Source organism: Tropicibacter naphthalenivorans (assembly GCF_900176475.1).
Classification (GTDB): Bacteria; Pseudomonadota; Alphaproteobacteria; order Rhodobacterales; family Rhodobacteraceae; genus Tropicibacter; species Tropicibacter naphthalenivorans.
Genome location: NZ_FWXX01000003.1, coordinates 332761 through 349339, shown reverse-complemented (window position 1 = coordinate 349339; position 16579 = coordinate 332761). Strand labels below are relative to the sequence as shown.

The window sequence follows — 16579 nt, the reverse complement described above, 5'->3', positions numbered from 1 at the left end:
TTAATTTCCGGCCCGCGCCGCCATCACCCGGTCACGCAACAGCCCTGCCGCGTGGGCCGTGCCGCCGGTGCTGACGGCCAAAGTGGTTAACGCGGCGGGCACCTCGCCCTCGATCGCCACCACATCAATCGTCACGGCACTGGCGTAGGGCGTTTGGGCCATATGCGCATAAAGCGCTTCCTTGGTGTTGTCCAACGTCTCGCCCCCGGTCAAGACCACGATCCGCGGATCAAACCCCGACAGGGTCGCACCGCTGGCATGATGGCCCATCGCTTCGAATGCCTCATACAGCGCGTAATAGGCGTCACGTGAAACGCTATCGCTTTGAACTGCCTTAGAAATTTGATCCTGCGCAAAATCCAGATTGATCGCGCGGTTGCCCTCGGCGCTGATGGGTTGATCGATATTCTCGGCATAGGGAATGACGATATTCACATCGCGCGCGTTCACGTCCATCCCATGTTTGCGTAAAATGGCTGGCTCGAACATGCGTTTCAGCGCCTCTTTTTGGTCCTCAAAAGCCTCTGGCGTCACGCTTTTGGACATATCCGCAAGATACACCGTCAATGCAGGCTTGCGCAGCTCGGTCTCTGCCAGCGTTAACGCATCCCGCGCAACCTGCGGGTCGGGCAACGCGATGGCGTCCACCGGCAGCTTGGGCCGCGCGCCGTTCTTGGTAAATATCTCGGCGTCCATCGCCGGCTTGGTGCGATAGCCGCGCGCATCCAACGCCCCAGAGGTCAAATGATCGCGCAAAACAGCATAGGCCTGCGCCTGCTCGGCCCCGCGCCCGGGTATCAGGGCAAAGGGCGCATCCGCCACGGCCAGCCCATCGGCGGGGTAGACGATATGCAACGGGCGACCGGCGGACAGGATATCGCCCTCAAAGCCGATCACCGCCTGCGTCTGCGCGCCCGCAACCCAGTCGGCTCGCCCCACGCTGCGATCCACCTGCGCCAAGAGATGCCGCGCGCTGGCCTGCGCCGTCGGGTTTGCCAAACCCTCGGGCGTCAGCACATCGCCCCAGCCTGCCGCCAAAGCGCCCAGCACTGCCAAAGCCCCATCGTCTGTTCGCCCCGTCGCCCCCATCGACAAGGTAAACGCGCCGGATTGCGCTGCGTCTGAAATCTCTGACCACAGGATATCTTCACGCTGGGTCCAGCCCAGATCCTCGGCGATGTCGGGCGCGACGCCCAGCACCACCGGCATGTGCAACACCGCCACGCCTTGCGCGCGCATTTCAGGCGGCAACCACAGCGACGTCATCGGCCAAACCACGTCGCTGAACACCTCGTTATCCAAGGCCGCGCGCATCTCTGGCGCCTCAAGGTATTGAAAGGTCAGCTCAATCCGGTTGGCACTGGCGACGGCGCGCAGGTCGTCCTCATGCACGCGGTGCGCCGCGCTCGCCAGAATGTTCAGTCCCAAGCGCGGCGCGAAATCGCCTGATAGGATCAGCACCAAGGACACCGCAAAGGCCCAGAACGACAGCATGGCTCCGACAACATATTTGAACATAACAACCTCAGAAAAATGCTTAATGCCCATGCTAAAGGGCGACACGCCAAAAGGAAGTCAGGTTTCCCGCTTTTCTTGGCCAAAACAGAAGGGTAAGCACGAAGCGATCAGGAGAGAGCCATGACAAAGATCGTTCCGCAGCCCGGCATTATGGACATCGCGCTTTACGAAGGCGGGAAATCCAAGGTCGAAGGCGTTTCCAACGTGATCAAGCTAAGCTCGAACGAGAATCCGTTCGGGCCAAGCCCTGCTGCGCAAGAGGCGGTGAAACGCTCGGTGCATGAGCTGCATCGCTATCCGTCCACCGACCACGCCGAATTGCGCAACGCGATTGCCGAAGTGCACGGGCTGAACGCGGATCAGATCATTTGCGGCGTCGGCTCGGACGAGATCATCACCTTTTTGTGCCAGGCCTACGCCGGTCCCGGAGACGAGGTGATCCACACCGAACACGGCTTTGCCATGTACCGCATCAGCACGCTGGCCGCCGGTGCGACCCCGGTCGAGGTCAAGGAACGCGAGCGCGTGACCGATGTGGACAGCATCCTTGAGGCCTGCACCGAACGCACGCGGCTGGTGTTCATCGCCAACCCCAACAACCCCACCGGCACCATGATCGGCATGGCCGAGGTCGAACGCCTCGCCGAAGGTCTGCCCGAACAGTGCCTCTTGGTGCTGGACGGGGCCTATGCCGAGTACGTCGAAGGCTATGATGGCGGCGCCAAGCTGGTCGATATGCGCGACAACGTGGTGATGACGCGGACCTTTTCAAAGCTGTATGGCTTGGGCGGGCTGCGTGTCGGCTGGGGCTATGCCCCGCGCGAGGTGATCGACGTTCTGGGCCGCATTCGTGGGCCGTTTAACCTATCGTCTACCGCTTTGGCCGCCGCCGAAGCGTCGGTGCGCGATCTGGCCTTTGCGGAAAAGTGCCGCGATGAAAACACCCGCCTGCGCGCTTGGCTGTCCGAAGCCTTGGCCGAGCATGGCGTGCCCACCGACACCTCGACCGCGAACTTTGTTTTGGCGCGGTTCGGCAGCCAGCAAGAGGCCGAGGATTGCGATAACTACCTGCAAACCCAAGGACTTATCGTGCGGCGTGTGGCGGGCTACAAGCTGCCCAACTGCCTACGTATCACCGTCGGGGACGAGGCGTCGTGCCGCCGGGTCGCCTATTGTATCGGCCAGTTCAAGGCGGGCGCACGATGAGCCAGGTCTACGGCAAGGTCGCGCTGATCGGTCTCGGGCTGATCGCGTCTTCGATGTTTTGGGCGATGCAGCGCGGCAAGGTCGCGGGCACCGTTTTGGGCTACGCGCGCTCGGAGGAAACGCGCGACACCGCCCGCCGCATCGGGCTGTGTGACGAGGTTTGCGACACCGCCGCCGAGGCCGTCAAGGACGCCGATCTGATCGTTCTGGCCACCCCCGTGGGCGCGATGGCGCGCGTGATGCAGGACATCGCGCCGCATCTGAAACCCGGCGCGGTGGTGATCGACGTGGGCTCGGTCAAGCAGACCATCATCGACGAGGTCACCCCGCATATCCCCGAAGGCGTGCATTTTGTCGGCACCCACCCCATGGCCGGGACCGAGCATTCCGGCCCCGAGGCGGGCTTTGCCACGCTGTTCGACAACCGCTGGTGCCTGATCGTCCCGACAGAGCTAAGCCCCCAGGACGCAACGGAAAAGGTCGAAACCTTCTGGCGGGCGCTGGGGGCCAACACCGAACGTATGGACGCCGAGCATCACGATCTGGTCTGCGCCGTGGTCAGCCACATTCCCCACCTGATCGCCTATACGATGGTGGGCGTCGCCGACGATCTGCGCCGCGTGTCCGACCAAGAGGTCATCAAGTTCTCCGCCGCCGGTTTCCGTGATTTCACCCGGATTGCCGCCAGTGATCCGACCATGTGGCGCGACGTCTTTTTGACGAACAAGGACGCCACGATCGAGATGCTGGGCCGCTTCACAGAAGAGCTTTTCGCTCTGCAAAGGGCGATCCGCACCGGCGACGGTGAGCAGCTTCACGCCTATTTCACCCGCACGCGCGCCATCCGGCGTAGCATTCTAGAGGCCGGTCAGGATACTGATAAACCGGACTTTGGGCGTGGGCAGGGTGAAAAGTGAAACCAGTAATCGTAGGACTTTGTATCGTTTTGGCCGTTGCGTCCTGTGGCGCGGGGCCAAAACAGCCCAAGCCGAAATCGGACCTCGACGGGGTGCGCGGCTTTTTGAAAAGCGCGTTTTCCTCTAGCAAAACCATCGAAGGCGGCGGCCTGTGCGGCGATCCCATGTTGGTCGGTGACGTTGTGGGCAGCGTGCCGGGTCGCATCAGCGGCTGCGGGATCGAGAACGCCGTGCGGCTGCGCGCCATTGGCGACGTGACGCTCAGCCAGCCTGCGACGATCGACTGCAATACCGCCAAGGCGCTCAAGACCTGGGTCGAGGACGCCGCCATGCCCGCGACCAAGCGGCTGGGCGACATATCCGGCCTGCGGGTCGCGGCGCATTACGCCTGCCGGACGCGCAACAACCGCCCCGGCGCCAAGATTTCCGAACACGGGCGCGGCAAGGCCATCGACATCGCCGCGGTGCAATTCACCGACGGGACCGAGCTGTCGGTGCTGCGTGATTGGGGCACCGGCAAACGGGGCAAAGCCCTGCGCGAGATGCACGGAGAGGCTTGCGGCACCTTTGGGACGGTGCTGGGGCCGGGGTCGGATGGCTACCACAAGGACCATTTCCACTTTGACACCGCGCGGCATGGCAACGGCGCGTATTGCCGGCCGCGGTAAGGGTTTGGAAACACAAAAAGCCCCGGCGCGTGACCGGGGCTTTTCTTTGATCCCAAAGGGTTACTCCGCTGACTTGACCTCTTCGGCCTCTTCAACCGGGGCGTCCGGGGCGGCAGCGCTCTCGCCCATCAACCCGCCAATGGTGCCGTCCATGGACAGGCCAAGGTCTTCGCCCAGCTTCTTGAGCGCGGGCATCTGCACGGCCATCCCCATGATCGAATCCAGCGCCTGATTGACCGGGGGCTTGTCGCCGCCAGAGCCCCCCTGCGCGCCGTTCAAGCCGCTGACCTGATGGATGCGGATCGTGTCGATCTTTTCGGCGGGCTTGACGGCCTCGGCGAGGATCTTGGGCATCGCCTCCAGCTGGGCGATACGGATTTTCATCTCGATCAGCTCGGCGGACAGGGCGTTTTCGGCGTCGGTGATCGCACGGCGACCCTCTGCCTCGGCCAGCATGTCCTTTTTCTTGGCCTCGGCGCGGATCGTCAAAGCGTCGGCGTCAGCCTGAGCCTCTTCGCGGCGCGCTTCGGCCCGGTCTTGCGCGGCGTCCTTTTCGGCCTGCGCGGACAGGCGGACCTTGGTCGCCTCACGCTCGGCCTCTCGGGCGGCTTCGATCAGGGCGATCTGCTTGAGACGCTCGGCCTCGGCCACCTCTTTGGCAGTGGTCACCGATTCCATGGCTTTGGTCGCCTCGGCCCGGGCAAGATCGGCGCTGGCACGGGCGCGGCTTTCCTCTTCGGACTTTTGCTGGATGATGATCTGGCGATCCTGATCGGCCACTTCCAGCTCGCGTTCCTTGGTGATTTCGGCTTCGCGGATCTTGCGCTCGCGGGCGATTTCCGAGGTGCGAATGGCCTCTTCCCGGGCAATCCGCGCGCGTTCGGTTTCGCGGACCGAGTCTTCGCGGCGGGCGGCAATCTCGGCCTCCTGGGCGGCACGCATCGTCTCAACCCGTTGAGATTGCTCAATCCGGGCCTGTTCTTCGTCCTGCTCAATCATCAGCTTTTGACGCTCGGCCTCCATCGCGGCGCGGCGCACGGCGACCTCGGCTTCGGCATCGATGGACGCGCGCTCCTTTTTCGAGTTCGAGATGACTTCGGCCAAGCGCCGCATCCCGACGGCGTTAAAGGCGTTGTTCTCGTCCAGCGCCTCGAACGGGGTCTGGTCCAGCGCGGTGAGCGACACGGATTCCAGCGAAAGGCCGTTTTTCAGCAAGTCTTCGGACACCGCGTTCTGCACCTCCTGGACGAAATCGGCGCGGTTTTCGTGCAGCCCGTCCATGGTCATCTGGGCGGCCACGGCGCGCAGACCATCGATCAGCTTGCCTTCGATCATCTCGCGCAGCTGTTCCACGTCAAAGGTCCGATCGCCCAGAGTTTGCGCGGCGCGGGCGATGCCCTCCTCGGTCGGAGAGACGGAGACGTAGAATTCGACGCCCACATCGACGCGCATCCGGTCTTGGGTGATCAAGGCCGCTTCGCCGTCGCGTTTCACCTCCAGGCGGAGGGTCTTCATGTTGACGGGGCTGACCTCATGCAGCAGCGGTACCACCATCGTGCCGCCATCCATGATGACTTTTTTACCACCCGCACCGGTCCGAACCAAGGATACCTCGCGCGAGGCTCGGCGATACAGGCGCGCCATCACAAGGCCGATGAACAGAAGCATCAGCGGGAAGGCGATAATTAACACAATCAAAAGAGTCGTTTCCATAATGTCTCCCTGTCTTTACTCGGTCGGAAGCGGCACCAGCAGGTAGCCGCCTTCGTATCTGTGGCGCAGGACCAGCACTTGGGTGCCCTGCGGGATTTGCGCGTCGTCCCGCAGGGGTTCGGCGCGCAGGTATTGGATGTTGCCGTAACGGTCGGTGACGCGGACCTCGGCGGGGCGGCCGCGTGCGGCGGTGCCTTGGCTGACCACGCCAGAGCGGCGGCCCAGATGCCGCTCCGACAGCGCTTGGGTTTCTGTTTTCGGCAAGAGCCGGGCAAAGAGCGCCCCGAATTGCTTGGCAAACCACAGCGCGGCGACGATGGCCGGGATCATGGCGAGCGTGGCGGGCAGCGGCGCGCCGAACAAACGCAGGCAGGCGATTTGCACCGCAAGGCCAACGATCCCGAACACCAGCAAAACGCTCGCCAGCCAGATCAGCGCTGGCATTTTGCCAAAGCCCAGCCACGCCGCCAATCCGCCAGAGACTTCGGGCGTCGCGTCCACACCCGGGGCGTCAAGATCCGGCAATTCCAGATCGGAGGCGTCGATGTCCAGCCCGTCAAAGTCGATGTCCAGATCCAGATCGGCCACATCGGGTGCATCGATATCCAGTTCCGGGCCATCCATGCCTTCGCCGCCCGCGCCAAGGATGGTCCCGCCCAAAACGGCAAAAATCACTTCAAGCGTGATGAGCCCCAGCAACAGGCCAAGGGCCAAGGTGAACGGGAAAAAGCCTTGTGCGAGGAATTCTGTCAGCATCTATTTTCTTTTACTGTATACATTTGTGTACAAAATTATCTAATCACTCACGAACGCGTTACAAGACCCTAGGGTTGAGTATCGTCCTTAACTATAGGCTTTCCAAGACAGCATGCGGGAAAAGTCATGACGTGGACAGTCGGGTTTTCCGCCGGGTCAGGGAATTGAGGCACCGCCAACCAGAGCGCCACATTTGCGCCCAATTTCATTTAGATTCGAATCAAATTGGCTGATTTTGCCCCTGAAAGCGGTCGCCATCTCTGAAATAGGTCCAGATTGGGGCGCTTTTTCGCGGCTTTTTGAAGACGATTTTTACCAAAGCTCATTACTGTTTCCGCAATCAGGGTTAATGGCAGAAATGTGGCAGAAAACCGTTGCGCTGCGCCCCGATTTCGCCAAAATCTCTAATTGTCGGTGGGGGCCGATGACCCGGAGAGCAGCAAATGCGCCATATCATGATCGCCCTCGCCCTGATTTTCTCGGCAACGCTGGCACAGGCAGACATCACTTGGAAAGTGGATCGTCTGGGCGCTGGTTCGGTGATGGTCATGAAAGATCGCGTCGCTGCCATGTCTCATGTCAAGCGCGGTTCCCGCAATGGCCTGCATATGTTCGACGTCTTTGAGGGTCAGGGACAAAACGCGATTTTCCTTGGCAGCTACAAGGTGACCGCGCAGGGCAACGTGGTCGAAAAAATCACGGCAGACGGGGCGGTTACCCGCTTTGCGCCGCACAACTGTGCCCGCGTTTTGGGCAAGTGCACCTTTACCGTGACCCACGCTGATGGGTTCCGCGAACAAAAGACCCGCATCACCGAAGCCACCCGCACCGGCCTGCGCTATGCCGAGTACGGCGTGAACGGGCTGGAAACCGAAGGCGCCCTGGGCCTCGACACATTTGGTGCCGCAAAGGCGGGCTGGGTCCAGACCGCAGGCAAGAAAAAGCGCAAGTCCAAGCGGGTGATGATCGCCCTCAAGTAACTCTCTCTCTTCTCTCTTCTGATCCGCAGCCGGGCTGGACGCTCTCTCTCTTCTCTCTCAAGTCCAGTTCGGCCAAGTCGGTCTCTCTCCCGATCAGGTTCAGAACCGTTAAGGGCGCGCCAACACCATGGCGCGCCCTTCGGCGTTTCTACACAGTGATTAACGCTCAGGACCCGCTCATAAGCGCCTTGATCACCGCCTTGGCCTCATCCGACGCCCAATCCGCATCGCCGGTCAGCCGCGCGACCTCTTGCCCCTCGGGGTTCAGAATCAGCGTCACCGGCAGACCCAGAACGCCGATTTGCCGCGCGAGATAAGACTTGGGGTCGCGGTGCAGCGGCAGGTTGTCCACGCCGATCTCGTCAAAGAACGCCTTCATCTTTGCAGGCGGGTTGCGAGAGGTCGCAATGGTGATCACCTCGAACTCCTCCCCGCCCAGATCGCTTTGCAACTGCGAGAGCATCGGCATTTCGTGCCGGCAAGGCGCGCACCACGTCGCCCAAAAGTTAACGACTCGCCATTTGCCGTTCGACTCAGACAGGTTCATCTGTTCCCCGTCGAAACTGACGATCACCCCGTCACCCACCGGCTGAGGCTCAGAAAAGCTCAGTTTCTTCATATCTCCGGCCACGGCGGCCTGTGCGGCGGCCACATCCGCGACCACTGGATTTGCAAGCGCCATCGTGGCGGTATAGAGCAACGCAAGACCAAACTTTTTCATTATCCCTCCGAAGGACAGCCAGATGTCGGACACTTCCTCGAACCAGATGTGGGGCGGCCGCTTTGCCGCCGGGCCGGACGCGATCATGGAGGCGATCAACGCCTCGATCGGGTACGATCAGCGGATGGCGGCGCAGGATATCGCCGGATCAAGGGCCCACGCCGCGATGCTCGCCGCGCAGGGTATCATTAGTGATAGCGACGCAAAGGCCATTCGGGAAGGTTTGCTCACGGTCTTGTCAGAGATCGAAGGCGGCACTTTCGAATTTTCCACCGCACTCGAAGACATTCACATGAACGTCGAGGCCCGTTTGAAAGAGGTTATCGGCGAGCCGGCAGGGCGTCTGCACACCGGGCGCTCGCGCAATGACCAAGTTGCGACCGATTTCCGCCTGTGGGTGCGCGATCAGCTGGACGCGGCCGAGGGCGCGTTGGAAGCGTTGATCAAGGCGCTGCTGGGACAGGCCGAGGCGGGCGCCGATTGGGTGATGCCGGGCTTTACCCATTTGCAAACCGCGCAGCCGGTGACCTGGGGCCACCACATGATGGCCTATGTGGAAATGTTCGGGCGCGATCTGTCCCGCGTGCGCGATGCGCGCAAACGCATGAACGAATCGCCCCTCGGCGCCGCCGCGCTGGCCGGGACGGGTTTCCCCATTGATCGCCACATGACCGCCGAGGCGCTTGGCTTTGACCGCCCCATGGCGAACTCTCTGGATGCTGTGTCGGCGCGCGACTTTGCGATTGAGTTCCTGTCGGTCGCCTCGATCAGCGCCATGCACCTGAGCCGCTTTGCCGAAGAGCTGGTGATCTGGTCCTCGGCGCAGTTCCGCTTTGTGACCCTGTCGGACCGCTTCAGCACCGGCTCGTCGATCATGCCGCAAAAGAAAAACCCCGACGCCGCAGAGCTGATCCGCGCCAAGGTGGGCCGGATTTTCGGCGCGAACGTCGCCTTGATGATGGTGATGAAGGGGCTGCCGCTGGCCTATTCCAAGGACATGCAGGAAGACAAAGAGCAGGTCTTTGACGCCGCGGACAACTGGATGCTGGCGCTCGCCGCGATGGAAGGCATGGTCAAGGACATGACCGCCAACCGCGCGTCTCTCGAGGCGTCGGCCTCGTCCGGGTTCTCGACCGCGACCGATCTGGCGGACTGGCTGGTGCGCGAAACCGGCTTGCCCTTCCGCGAGGCGCACCACGTCACCGGCGCTCTGGTAGCCTTGGCCGAGCAAAAGGGCTGCGATCTGCCGGACCTGTCGCTGTCGGAAATGCAGGCGGTCAAGGACACCATCACCGAGGACATCTTTAACGTTCTGGGCGTGCACAACTCTGTCGCGTCGCGCATGAGCTATGGCGGCACGGCCCCGGCGCGCGTGCGCGAACAGGTCGCCCGCTGGAAAGAGGTGCTGGCATGAAACGGCTCGCCATCCTTGCGATGCTCGGGCTTGCCGCCTGCGGCGCGGATGGCGACCCCGTCCGCCCCGATGCGCCCGAACCCGGCATCACCATCACCGGCACCGCTGAAATCGGGGTGTCGGGCTGATGTTGCGGCTGGTGTGGCTGTCGCTGGCGCTGTGGGGGGCGGTGCATCCGATGTACTACTTCTCGCAGCACCTGATTTCGACCGGGTGGGATTTCCAAGCGTTAATCGACGCGTGGTACGTTAACGATAGCACCACTGGCCTGACGTGGGATCTGACCATTGCGGCGATCACCCTGACGATCTGGGTGCTGGCCGAGGTCGCGGTGCGGCGCAACTGGCTGACGCTGATCGCCATCCCGGCGACGTTCTGCATCGGGGTCAGCTGCGGCTTGCCCCTGTACCTGTACCTGCGGTCCCGCCCGATCTAAGCGCCCTCTTTCCTCGCATCGGCCAATCGGCTACATCGGCGCGAAACCAGCCTACGGAGCCGCGCGATGGACCATTTCATTTACAAAGACGGCAGCCTTTTCGCCGAAGACGTCCCCGTCGCGGAAATCGCGGCGCAGGTGGGCACGCCGTTTTACCTGTACTCCACCGCGACCTTGGTCCGCCACTTTCGCCTGTTCGACGAGGCGCTGTCCTGGGGTCCGCACCTTGTCTGCTACGCCATGAAGGCGGCCAGCAACCAGGCGATCCTGCGCACGCTGGCCCAAGAAGGCGCCGGCATGGACGTGGTTTCGGGCGGCGAATATGCCCGCGCGATTGCCGCTGGTGTCCCCGGCGAGCGCATCGTCTTTTCCGGCGTCGGCAAGACTCACGAGGAAATCAAGGCGGCCCTGACCGGCGGCATCCGCCAGTTCAACGTCGAATCGGAACCCGAGATGCGGGTGATTTCCGAGGTGGCGACCTCGCTGGGCGTTGTTGCGCCGATCACCGTGCGGGTGAACCCCGACGTGGACGCCAAGACTCACGCCAAGATCGCCACCGGCAAGTCCGAGAACAAGTTCGGCATCCCGATTGCCCGCGCCCGCGAAGTCTATGCCGAAGCCGCCGCGCTGCCGGGCCTCAAGGTCGTGGGCATCGACGTGCACATCGGCAGCCAGCTGACGCAGCTGGAGCCCTTTCAGCAAGCTTACCAAAAGGTTGCCGACCTGACCGAAGCCCTGCGCGCAGACGGCCACGAGATCACCCGCCTTGATCTGGGCGGCGGTCTGGGCATTCCCTACGCCCGCAGCAACGAAGCGCCCCCCCTGCCGACGGATTACGGCGCGATGGTCAAGGACACGCTGGGCCATCTGGGCTGCGAGATCGAGATCGAGCCGGGCCGCCTGATCGCGGGCAACTCTGGCATCATGGTGTCCAAGGTGATCTACGTGAAAAACGGCGAAGGCCGCGATTTCCTGATCCTCGACGGCGCGATGAACGACCTGATCCGCCCCGCCATGTACGAAGCCCACCATGAGATCATTCCCGTGCAAGAGGCCGAGCCGGGCGTCGAGCTGACCCCCTACGACATCGTCGGCCCGGTCTGCGAGACGGGCGATACCTTTGCCAAGGGCCGCCTGATGCCGCCGCTGGCCGCTGGGGATCTGGTCGCCTTCCGCAGCGCCGGGGCCTATGGCGCGGTGATGGCGTCCGAGTACAACACCCGCCCGCTGATCCCCGAAGTTCTGGTCAAAGACGATCAATTCTCGGTCATCCGCCCGCGTCCGACCTTTGACGAGATGATAAATCGCGATAACGTTCCCGAGTGGCTCTGAGGTATCCTCCTCGTGGCCTAGCCTGCGAGGAACGATATGTCCCCCAAAGACCCCTCTGTTCTGTCGTCGATCCGGTGGCCGCTGCGCCTGACCCGTCTGGGTATGCTGGCCGAGGCCGTTACCCGCGCCTTTTGGCCTTTGTGGTCCGTCATCTTTGCCGCGCTGGCGCTGCTGATGCTGGGCGTGCAGGACTTGGTCGCGGTGGAATGGGTGTGGTTCACGGGCGCGGTGCTGCTGCTTTTGGCCGGGCTTGCAGGGGTTTACGCCGCGCGGCGCTTTGCGATGCCCACGCAGGGCGACGCGATGCGGCGGCTGGACCGCTCACTCAAGGGCAACCCGATCCAGGCGGCGCTCGACACGCAGGCGATTGGCGCGTCTGACCCGGCGTCCCTCGCCGTTTGGAAGGCGCATCAGGAACGGATGCGCGCCCGTATGGCCGAGGCCGCCCCGGTGCAGCCCGACCTGCGCGTGTCCCGCGCCGATCCCTTTGCGCTGCGCTATGTGGCGCTGTTGATGCTGTCGGTCGCCTTCCTGTTCGGCTCGCTTTTGCGGGTGCAGTCGGTCACAACCATGGGCGCGGGCGGCCCCGATCTGGCCCAAGGCCCCGCTTGGGAAGGCTGGATGCAGCCGCCGACCTACACCGGCCTGCCCACCGTTTACCTCAATGATATTACCGACCCGGATCTGATGGCCCCCGAAGGCGCGGACATCACTTTGCGCATGTATGGCGAGGTTGGCGCGCTGACCGTGGCCGAGGACATCTCTGGCCAGCCGCTTGGCCCCGAGGCGGCGCAATCCACCGCGCAGGACTTTCAGGTCGCCCGCTCTGGCACGCTGGAAATTCAAGGCCCCGGCGGGCGTCTTTGGAACATCGCGATGATCCCCGACGCCGCCCCAACCGTGCAACTGGACGGCGACGTCGAGGTCACCTACGAAGGCCAAGCCTCGATCCCCTTTACCGCCAGCGATGACCACGGCGTCGTTGCGGGCACCGCGCGCATCACGCTGGATCTGGCCGCCGTCGACCGCCGCTATGGTCGCACCATCGACCCCGAGCCGCAGGAGGTGATCGAAGTCCCCCTGCCCATGCCCATCGCCGGGGATCGCCGCGCATTCACCGAGCCTTTGGTTGGGAATTTCTCTCTGCATCCGTGGGCCAATCTGCCGGTCAAGCTCGAGCTCGAGGTCGAGGACGCCCGCGGCCAGACCGCCTTGACCGCGCCCACGGCGATGACCCTGCCCGGTCGGCGCTTTTTCGACCCCGTCGCGCGCGCGATCATCGAGGAACGCCAAGCCTTGTTGTGGAATCGCGACAACGCCGATGCGATCGCTTTGATTTTGCGGGCGATTTCCAACCGAGGCGGCGATCTTTTCCGCAAAGAAGTCCAAGCGCTGCGGCTGCAACGCCTTATTGAGCGGGTCGAGTCGCTGTCGCGCTTTGACATGACCGACGCGCAGCAAGCCGAACTGGCGCAGGCGCTCTGGGACTTGGCGCTGGAGCTTGAAGAGGGCGATCTGGATGACGCGCGCGCACGCATGGAGCGCGCGCAAGAACGTCTCGAAGAGGCGATGCGCAACGGTGCCACCGATCAGGAAATCGCTGAATTGATGCAGGAATTGCGCGAGGCGACGCAGGATTACATGCGCCAGCTCAGCCGCGAACAGCAGCGTCAGGCCGACCAGTCGCCGCAGCCGCAGGACCCCAACAACACCATGGAAATGTCGCAGGACGACATTCAGGCCATGATGGATCGCATTCAGGAGCTGATGGAACAGGGCCGCATGGAAGAGGCCATGGAAGCCATGCGCCAGTTCCAGGAAATGATGGAGAACATGCAGATCACCCAAGGGCAGGGTCAGGGCCAATCCCCCGGCGAGCAAGCCATGGAAGGTCTGTCCGAGACGCTGCGCGATCAGCAAGAGCTGTCCGACGAAGCCTTTCGCGACCTGAACCAAGGTCAGCAACAGGGACAACAGCCGGGCCAGCAACCCGGCCAGCCGCAAGGCCAGCAACCGGGGCAACAGCCCGGCCAGCAAGGCGGTCAACAGCAGGGGCAAGGCCAAGGTCAGGGCGACGGCGAGCGTGCCGACGGGCAGGACGGCCAATCCCTTGGCGACACTCTGGCCGACCGGCAGCAGGCTTTGCGCGATGAACTGGGCCGCCAGCGCCGCAACCTTCCCGCCCAAGGCACCGAGGGCGGTCAGCAGGCCATGCGCTCGCTCGAAGATGCCGAAGGCGCGATGGACCGCGCCGAAGATGCCCTGCGCGAAGGCAACCTTGGCCGCGCCATCGACGAGCAATCGCAAGCGATGGAAGCGCTGCGCGAGGGGCTGCGCAACCTTGGCGAGGCGATGCAGGAACAGGCGCAGCAGCAACGCTCGGGCGAGCAGGGCTTTGCCCAGGGCGGCGATCCGCAGGAACAGCGCGATCCGCTGGGCCGCGAGCAAGGCACCACCGGCCGCACCGGCACCGACGAAGGTCTGCTGCAAGGCGAAGACGTCTATCGCCGCGCCGAGGAACTGCTCGACGAGTTGCGCCGCCGCTCGGGCGAGGCAGAGCGCCCCGAAGCGGAACGCGACTACCTCGAACGGTTGCTGGACCGGTTCTAAGCGTTCGGGTCGACCTTGCCGCGCAGGGCCTTGACCTCTCCGCGTTCTTTCTTGGCCTTGAGGCGGCGCTTTTTCGACCCCAGCGTCGGCTTGGTGGCGATGCGACGTTTCGGTTTTTCGCAGGCCTTGAGGATAAGCTCACGCAAGCGTTCGCGGGCGATCTCGCGGTTGCGCGCCTGACTGCGCGTGTCCTCGACCTGAAGGATCAGCGCGCCTTCCTTGGTCCAGCGCCGCCCCGCCAGCCTGCGCAGCCGCGCCTTGACAGCCCCCGGCAGATTGGGCGAGCGATCCGCCTCAAAGCGCAACTCGACCGCCGTCGACACCTTGTTGACGTTCTGCCCACCTGGACCGGACGAGCGGACGAACTGCTCGGTCAATTCCCAGTCTTCGATGGTGATCTGATCGTTAATGCGCATGACGTCCCATCTAATGCGAAACCCACCATACGAAAAGGGCCGCCCGATGTGAGCGACCCTTTAAAGAGTAGGAGGCAGGGGCCGGTTAGGCATGCCAATTCGAGTGATGTGCACCCAAGGATTGCCCTAGGTTTTCGCCCCTCGAACTGTTCCGACCACTTTCTCCAATACCTCTATAGACACTGGATCACCTCCTTTCAGCTGTTGAAAAACGCAAGATCATGTTGGCACGACCTGCGCATTCCACAAAGTCTTTTTTCTAGTTCAGCGGTAAGCGGGTGTCGGAACTGCCTTCGAAATAATCACGCGGAAGGGCACCAGCGCGATCAGGGCGAGCGTCAGTTTGACCAGCCAGTCGGCAAAGGCCAGCGTGACCCACAGCGGCGCAAGGCCACCGGCGTTCATAAAGGGCACCGCTTCCCACGCCCAGTTGATCGCGGCGTCGGTGTCGGGGCCGAAAAACGTGATGCTGGCCGCGAAGGCGATGGAAAAGAACAGCGCCGTGTCCAACGCCGAGCCGATGATCGAGGACACCAGCGGCGCACGCCACCACGCGCCACCGCGCAGGCGGTTGAACACGGAAATGTCGGTCAGCTGCGCCACGAGGAAGGCAAACCCCGAGGCCACGGCGATGCGCAGCGGCACGGCGACATATTCATAGCCGTCGCCCTGAAGCATGATCTGGCTGCCGATCAACGAGCAGATCACGCCGGTGACAAAGCCGGCAAGCACCACGCGGCGCGCGGCGGGGGCACCGTAAACGCGGTTCATCACGTCAGTGACGAGGAACGTCAGCGGATAAGTAAAGGCGCCCCATGTCAGGAGCCCGTCGAACAGCAGGAACTGAACGCCGATATTCGCGGCCACAACGATGGCGGCCATGGCAAGGATGCCAGGAAGATACTTGGTGGTCATGGATAAACCCGTTTTAGCAAGGTTGCGGGAGACTTGGCCCTGTCAGGACAGCGCCGCTTTAGCGACGTATTCACATTCTGGCAAGGAATTCCTGCCCCGCGTCACGGCGAGTCGATACGAAATTCCACGAATTGCGTGCGCTGAAGACGGCGAAAGTTGTCGTCCGAGACCATGGTCGCGCGTATCTTGCCGCCCGCGTCTTGCCAGACTGCCAGCCCTTCGAGGTTGTCGAATTGCCAGGTGGCCGAGGTGAACAGGGTCTCGCCCTCGGTGTCGTCAGAGGTCAGATCGAACCGCCGCAACCGGCTGCGAAAGCCAAAGCCGGGAAAGGCCCGTTCCAGCACATATAGCCGCCCATCCGGCCCGAAATCGGCGCCAACCGGCAGGAAACCGTGGCTACGCGCGATGGTAGAGATTTCCGTCCACGTTCCGTCCAGCCGCCAGACCGGAAAGCCGCTGGTCAGCTGCCCGGACCGTTCGGGGATGGCCACAAGCCGTCCGGCTCCGTCGATGGCCAAGGCCTCTAGCCCGGCGTTCCCTTCCATCTGGGCAAAGCGCGGATCGCGCGGCAAATCACTGGGCTGATCCGGGGCGCGATAGCCCCAGACGCGGTGAACCCCTTCGAAAGACACGAACATCTGGCCGTCGTCGCGCAGAGCCAGCCCTTCGGCATCGCCTTTGCTGCCTTGCATCGTGCGACCGTGCAGGTGAGCCAAAGGCTGGACGGGGGCGGCCTCGATCCCCGTGATCACACCATTTTCACGGATAAACCGCCCCGAAACCATGCCAGCCCGGTCGCTGACCGCCACAAAGCGCGCGCCGTCCGCGGCGATCTCCAGCCCCGAGAATCCACCGTAGTGATGCTCTGAGACGGGCCAAATATAAGTCCCCAGATGGGTGGCAGGCAGCGTGCGGTCCGTCGCGGCGCAACCGCACAGCAGCAGCACCCCTGCGCGGGCAATCCATTTCAGCATGGT

16 protein-coding genes are annotated in these 16579 nt (G+C 63.1%); 9 read left to right on the top strand and 7 right to left on the bottom strand.

Annotation, left to right across the window (positions count from 1 at the left end):
- Complete coding sequence (locus tag B9A11_RS09560) at positions 1 to 1518, bottom strand: vWA domain-containing protein (RefSeq protein WP_143595845.1); 1518 nt, start codon at positions 1516 to 1518, stop codon at positions 1 to 3.
- 120 nt (positions 1519 to 1638) lie between these two features.
- Between B9A11_RS09560 and hisC the strand changes: the two genes are divergently transcribed.
- The 3 genes from hisC to B9A11_RS09545 are packed head-to-tail and all read left to right on the top strand — an operon-like array spanning position 1639 to position 4309.
- A complete protein-coding gene (hisC, locus tag B9A11_RS09555; RefSeq protein ID WP_058248164.1) occupies positions 1639 to 2724 on the top strand; it encodes a histidinol-phosphate transaminase in 1086 nt (361 codons plus the stop codon).
- The gene (locus B9A11_RS09550) at positions 2721 to 3641 is read left to right on the top strand and encodes a prephenate/arogenate dehydrogenase family protein (RefSeq protein WP_058248163.1); all 921 of its coding nucleotides are present in this window, start codon (positions 2721 to 2723) and stop codon (positions 3639 to 3641) included. The genes hisC and B9A11_RS09550 overlap by 4 nt, the downstream gene beginning before the upstream one ends.
- A complete protein-coding gene (locus B9A11_RS09545) occupies positions 3638 to 4309 on the top strand; it encodes an extensin-like domain-containing protein (protein WP_058248162.1) in 672 nt (223 codons plus the stop codon). The genes B9A11_RS09550 and B9A11_RS09545 overlap by 4 nt, the downstream gene beginning before the upstream one ends.
- Before the next feature lie 60 nt (positions 4310 to 4369).
- On the opposite strand, the gene B9A11_RS09540 is transcribed toward B9A11_RS09545, so the two are convergent.
- Both B9A11_RS09540 and B9A11_RS09535 read right to left on the bottom strand, forming a co-directional pair.
- Positions 4370 to 6022, bottom strand: a complete 1653-nt coding sequence (locus B9A11_RS09540; RefSeq protein ID WP_058248161.1) for a flotillin family protein — start codon at positions 6020 to 6022, stop codon at positions 4370 to 4372.
- Between the two features lie 15 nt (positions 6023 to 6037).
- The gene (locus B9A11_RS09535; protein ID WP_058248160.1) at positions 6038 to 6778 is read right to left on the bottom strand and encodes an OB-fold-containig protein; all 741 of its coding nucleotides are present in this window, start codon (positions 6776 to 6778) and stop codon (positions 6038 to 6040) included.
- 443 nt (positions 6779 to 7221) lie between these two features.
- Here B9A11_RS09535 and B9A11_RS09530 point away from each other — a divergent pair, with 443 nt between their 5' ends.
- Positions 7222 to 7758: a hypothetical protein gene (locus tag B9A11_RS09530; protein ID WP_058248159.1), complete on the top strand. Its 537-nt coding sequence runs from the start codon at positions 7222 to 7224 to the stop codon at positions 7756 to 7758.
- Between the two features lie 166 nt (positions 7759 to 7924).
- Here the strand turns inward: B9A11_RS09530 and B9A11_RS09525 are convergent, their stop codons facing one another.
- Entirely contained in the window at positions 7925 to 8479 is a 555-nt protein-coding gene (locus B9A11_RS09525) for a TlpA family protein disulfide reductase (protein ID WP_058248158.1), read from the bottom strand.
- Between the two features lie 22 nt (positions 8480 to 8501).
- Between B9A11_RS09525 and argH the strand changes: the two genes are divergently transcribed.
- The 5 genes from argH (at position 8502) to B9A11_RS09505 (ending at position 14271) form a co-directional block, all read left to right on the top strand.
- Positions 8502 to 9893: an argininosuccinate lyase gene (gene argH / locus B9A11_RS09520; protein ID WP_058248157.1), complete on the top strand. Its 1392-nt coding sequence runs from the start codon at positions 8502 to 8504 to the stop codon at positions 9891 to 9893.
- Complete coding sequence (locus tag B9A11_RS22450) at positions 9890 to 10021, top strand: hypothetical protein (RefSeq protein WP_268811240.1); 132 nt, start codon at positions 9890 to 9892, stop codon at positions 10019 to 10021. The genes argH and B9A11_RS22450 overlap by 4 nt, the downstream gene beginning before the upstream one ends.
- Entirely contained in the window at positions 10021 to 10329 is a 309-nt protein-coding gene (locus B9A11_RS09515) for a DUF2834 domain-containing protein (RefSeq protein WP_058248156.1), read from the top strand. The genes B9A11_RS22450 and B9A11_RS09515 overlap by 1 nt, the downstream gene beginning before the upstream one ends.
- Before the next feature lie 66 nt (positions 10330 to 10395).
- Complete coding sequence (gene lysA / locus B9A11_RS09510) at positions 10396 to 11661, top strand: diaminopimelate decarboxylase (RefSeq protein WP_058248155.1); 1266 nt, start codon at positions 10396 to 10398, stop codon at positions 11659 to 11661.
- A 36-nt stretch (positions 11662 to 11697) separates the two neighbouring features.
- On the top strand, positions 11698 to 14271 hold the full coding sequence (locus B9A11_RS09505) for a DUF4175 domain-containing protein (RefSeq protein WP_058248154.1): 2574 nt from the start codon (positions 11698 to 11700) through the stop codon (positions 14269 to 14271).
- Here B9A11_RS09505 and arfB read toward each other — a convergent pair.
- From arfB to B9A11_RS09490, 3 genes are all read right to left on the bottom strand, one after another.
- Positions 14268 to 14687, bottom strand: coding sequence for an alternative ribosome rescue aminoacyl-tRNA hydrolase ArfB (gene arfB, locus B9A11_RS09500; protein ID WP_058248153.1), 420 nt, complete (start codon positions 14685 to 14687; stop codon positions 14268 to 14270). The two genes, B9A11_RS09505 and arfB, sit on opposite strands and share 4 nt — an antisense overlap.
- Before the next feature lie 264 nt (positions 14688 to 14951).
- Positions 14952 to 15602: a queuosine precursor transporter gene (locus B9A11_RS09495; RefSeq protein ID WP_058248152.1), complete on the bottom strand. Its 651-nt coding sequence runs from the start codon at positions 15600 to 15602 to the stop codon at positions 14952 to 14954.
- 101 nt (positions 15603 to 15703) lie between these two features.
- A complete protein-coding gene (locus B9A11_RS09490) occupies positions 15704 to 16576 on the bottom strand; it encodes an esterase-like activity of phytase family protein (protein ID WP_083499877.1) in 873 nt (290 codons plus the stop codon).
- Between the last annotated feature and the right edge of the window lie 3 nt (positions 16577 to 16579).

What these genes read in the sequence shown, in the direction of transcription:
- B9A11_RS09560 (WP_143595845.1), bottom strand. Translation starts at nt 1,518, where the DNA reads ATGTTCAAATATGTTGTCGGAGCCATGCTGTCGTTCTGGGCCTTTGCG.
- hisC (WP_058248164.1), top strand. Translation starts at nt 1,639, where the DNA reads ATGACAAAGATCGTTCCGCAGCCCGGCATTATGGACATCGCGCTTTAC.
- B9A11_RS09550 (WP_058248163.1), top strand. Translation starts at nt 2,721, where the DNA reads ATGAGCCAGGTCTACGGCAAGGTCGCGCTGATCGGTCTCGGGCTGATC.
- B9A11_RS09540 (WP_058248161.1), bottom strand. Translation starts at nt 6,022, where the DNA reads ATGGAAACGACTCTTTTGATTGTGTTAATTATCGCCTTCCCGCTGATG.
- B9A11_RS09535 (WP_058248160.1), bottom strand. Translation starts at nt 6,778, where the DNA reads ATGCTGACAGAATTCCTCGCACAAGGCTTTTTCCCGTTCACCTTGGCC.
- B9A11_RS09530 (WP_058248159.1), top strand. Translation starts at nt 7,222, where the DNA reads ATGCGCCATATCATGATCGCCCTCGCCCTGATTTTCTCGGCAACGCTG.
- B9A11_RS09525 (WP_058248158.1), bottom strand. Translation starts at nt 8,479, where the DNA reads ATGAAAAAGTTTGGTCTTGCGTTGCTCTATACCGCCACGATGGCGCTT.
- argH (WP_058248157.1), top strand. Translation starts at nt 8,502, where the DNA reads ATGTCGGACACTTCCTCGAACCAGATGTGGGGCGGCCGCTTTGCCGCC.
- B9A11_RS22450 (WP_268811240.1), top strand. Translation starts at nt 9,890, where the DNA reads ATGAAACGGCTCGCCATCCTTGCGATGCTCGGGCTTGCCGCCTGCGGC.
- B9A11_RS09515 (WP_058248156.1), top strand. Translation starts at nt 10,021, where the DNA reads ATGTTGCGGCTGGTGTGGCTGTCGCTGGCGCTGTGGGGGGCGGTGCAT.
- lysA (WP_058248155.1), top strand. Translation starts at nt 10,396, where the DNA reads ATGGACCATTTCATTTACAAAGACGGCAGCCTTTTCGCCGAAGACGTC.
- B9A11_RS09505 (WP_058248154.1), top strand. Translation starts at nt 11,698, where the DNA reads ATGTCCCCCAAAGACCCCTCTGTTCTGTCGTCGATCCGGTGGCCGCTG.
- arfB (WP_058248153.1), bottom strand. Translation starts at nt 14,687, where the DNA reads ATGCGCATTAACGATCAGATCACCATCGAAGACTGGGAATTGACCGAG.
- B9A11_RS09495 (WP_058248152.1), bottom strand. Translation starts at nt 15,602, where the DNA reads ATGACCACCAAGTATCTTCCTGGCATCCTTGCCATGGCCGCCATCGTT.
- B9A11_RS09490 (WP_083499877.1), bottom strand. Translation starts at nt 16,576, where the DNA reads ATGCTGAAATGGATTGCCCGCGCAGGGGTGCTGCTGCTGTGCGGTTGC.